Consider the following 1,643-nt stretch of genomic DNA (forward strand, 5'->3'; position numbering starts at 1 on the left):
CATGGGCGGGGAGCCGGTCGTCCAGGGGCCGGGCGGGCGTGGACAGTTCCGACGTCCGGCCCGCAAGGTTCGCTTTCCGGGAGCGCCGGGCCGGAAGAGAATGGACCCTTCCGACCGTTTTGCGGGGTCCATGAAGGCTGGCGGCACGAGCAGGGTGTGGGTGCGCAGGGGCCTGGGGCTGCTCGGGCTGGTCGTGTTCACGGTGCTCGCCCTGTCCCACTTCGTGCGCCTGCGCTACCAGGGCCGCATCGTGCCCCTGGCGGAGGCCCCGGAGGCCCCCCTGGCGCTGGTGTTCGGGGCGGGGCTCGCGCCAGGGGCGGTGCCGTCGCCGGTGCTGGCGCAGCGGCTGGACGCGGCGATCGCGCTCTGGCGGCAGGGCAAGGTGCAGGCGCTGCTGGTGAGCGGGGACAACTCCGCGCCCTTCCACGACGAGACGCGGGCCATGCGGCGCTACCTGGTGGAGCGCGGGGTGCCGGAGGCGGCGGTGCTGGGCGACGAGGCGGGGCTGTCCACCTATGACAGCTGCCTGAGGGCGCACACGGTGTTCGGCGCGAACCGGGCGGTGCTCGTCACCCAGCGCTTCCACCTGTCGCGGGCGCTGTTCATCGCCAACTCGGTGGGCATCGACGCGTGGGGCGTGGCGGCGGACGAGGGCCGCGCGACCCCCTGGCGCTACACGCTGCGCGAGACGCTCTCCCGCGTGCTCGCGCTGGGCATGGTGCTCTTGAAGGTGGAGCCCGGCAGCCTCAACAGCCGGCCGCCGACAGCCCCTCGCTGACGCGGGCCGGGCCCGGCAGGCAGGCGGGCGGCTGGGATTGCCAGCCCCGCCCGGGGGTCTCATTTTCGTGGGGACACGGAAGCTTTCTCAACCCTCCCTGTCGAGGAGACCCCATGCGATTCAACAAGCTCGGCGACGAGGATGTGGGCGAGTCCACCTCGCTGCGCCACCGGAACCCGGACACCGGAGAGGAAGAGATCAACATCACGGATCAGGACCTGGCCCTGTCGCCTCCCCTGGAAGAGGAGGCGGAGGCCCATGACATCCTTCCGGATCAGATCCAGGAGTTCCGCCGGGGCGACGAGGAGGAAGAAGAGGAGCGCGAGCTGACCGCGCAGCCTGACGACCCGCGTCCCCGCGCGTATACGTCCGACCTGCTCCCCGAGGGGTAGCCGGGTCCCGCCCGGGCAGCACGGGGCGGGTTCGGACAGGGCGCGTCCCCGGGTGGGGGACGCGCCCCTTGTTTCAGGGGTGCGGCGTCAGGACCGCCGACGCGCGGACTTCTTCGCCGCGGGCCTGCGGGCCGCCGTCTTCGCGGCGCCCTTGCGCGCGCCGGCCTTCTTCTTCGCGGCGACCGCGCCCCGCTTCGGAGCCGCGGCCTTCTTCGTGGCGCCACGCTTGGAGGCAGCGCCCTTCTTCGCGGTCGCGCCCTTCTTCGCGGTCGCGCCCTTCCTGGCGACAGCTCCCTTCTTCGCGGCAGCGCCCTTCTTCGCGGCAGCGCCCTTCTTCGCGGCAGCGCCCTTCCTGGCGACAGCGCCCTTCTTCGCGGCGGCCTTCTTCGCGGTGCCTCGCGCGGGAGCGGCCTTCTTCGCGGCCGTCTTCTTCCCGGCGGCCTTGCGCGCTCCAGCGCGGGTCGGTGCGGGGG

At 73.1% G+C, this 1,643-nt stretch carries 2 protein-coding genes and 1 pseudogene; 2 read left to right on the forward strand and 1 reads right to left on the reverse strand.

The genetic code is table 11. The annotated features are described in order from the left end of the window. The first annotated feature begins 130 nt into the window (after window positions 1–130). Together D7V93_RS42730 and D7V93_RS42735 are read left to right on the forward strand one after the other, a co-directional pair. Window positions 131–778: a SanA/YdcF family protein gene (locus D7V93_RS42730; protein WP_120648646.1), complete on the forward strand. Its 648-nt coding sequence runs from the start codon at window positions 131–133 to the stop codon at window positions 776–778. Between the two features lie 113 nt (window positions 779–891). Beyond that, on the forward strand, window positions 892–1,170 hold the full coding sequence (locus tag D7V93_RS42735) for a hypothetical protein (protein WP_120648647.1): 279 nt from the start codon (window positions 892–894) through the stop codon (window positions 1,168–1,170). An 87-nt stretch (window positions 1,171–1,257) separates the two neighbouring features. Here D7V93_RS42735 and D7V93_RS45645 read toward each other — a convergent pair. After that, a pseudogene (locus D7V93_RS45645) lies at window positions 1,258–1,643 on the reverse strand (GTPase ObgE); the annotation flags it as partial.

Source organism: Corallococcus llansteffanensis (assembly GCF_003612055.1).
GTDB lineage: Bacteria > Myxococcota > Myxococcia > Myxococcales > Myxococcaceae > Corallococcus > Corallococcus llansteffanensis.

Excerpts from the sequence above, each read along its gene's own strand:
- D7V93_RS42730 (WP_120648646.1), top strand. The coding sequence starts at position 131 with ATGAAGGCTGGCGGCACGAGCAGGGTGTGGGTGCGCAGGGGCCTGGGG.
- D7V93_RS42735 (WP_120648647.1), top strand. The coding sequence starts at position 892 with ATGCGATTCAACAAGCTCGGCGACGAGGATGTGGGCGAGTCCACCTCG.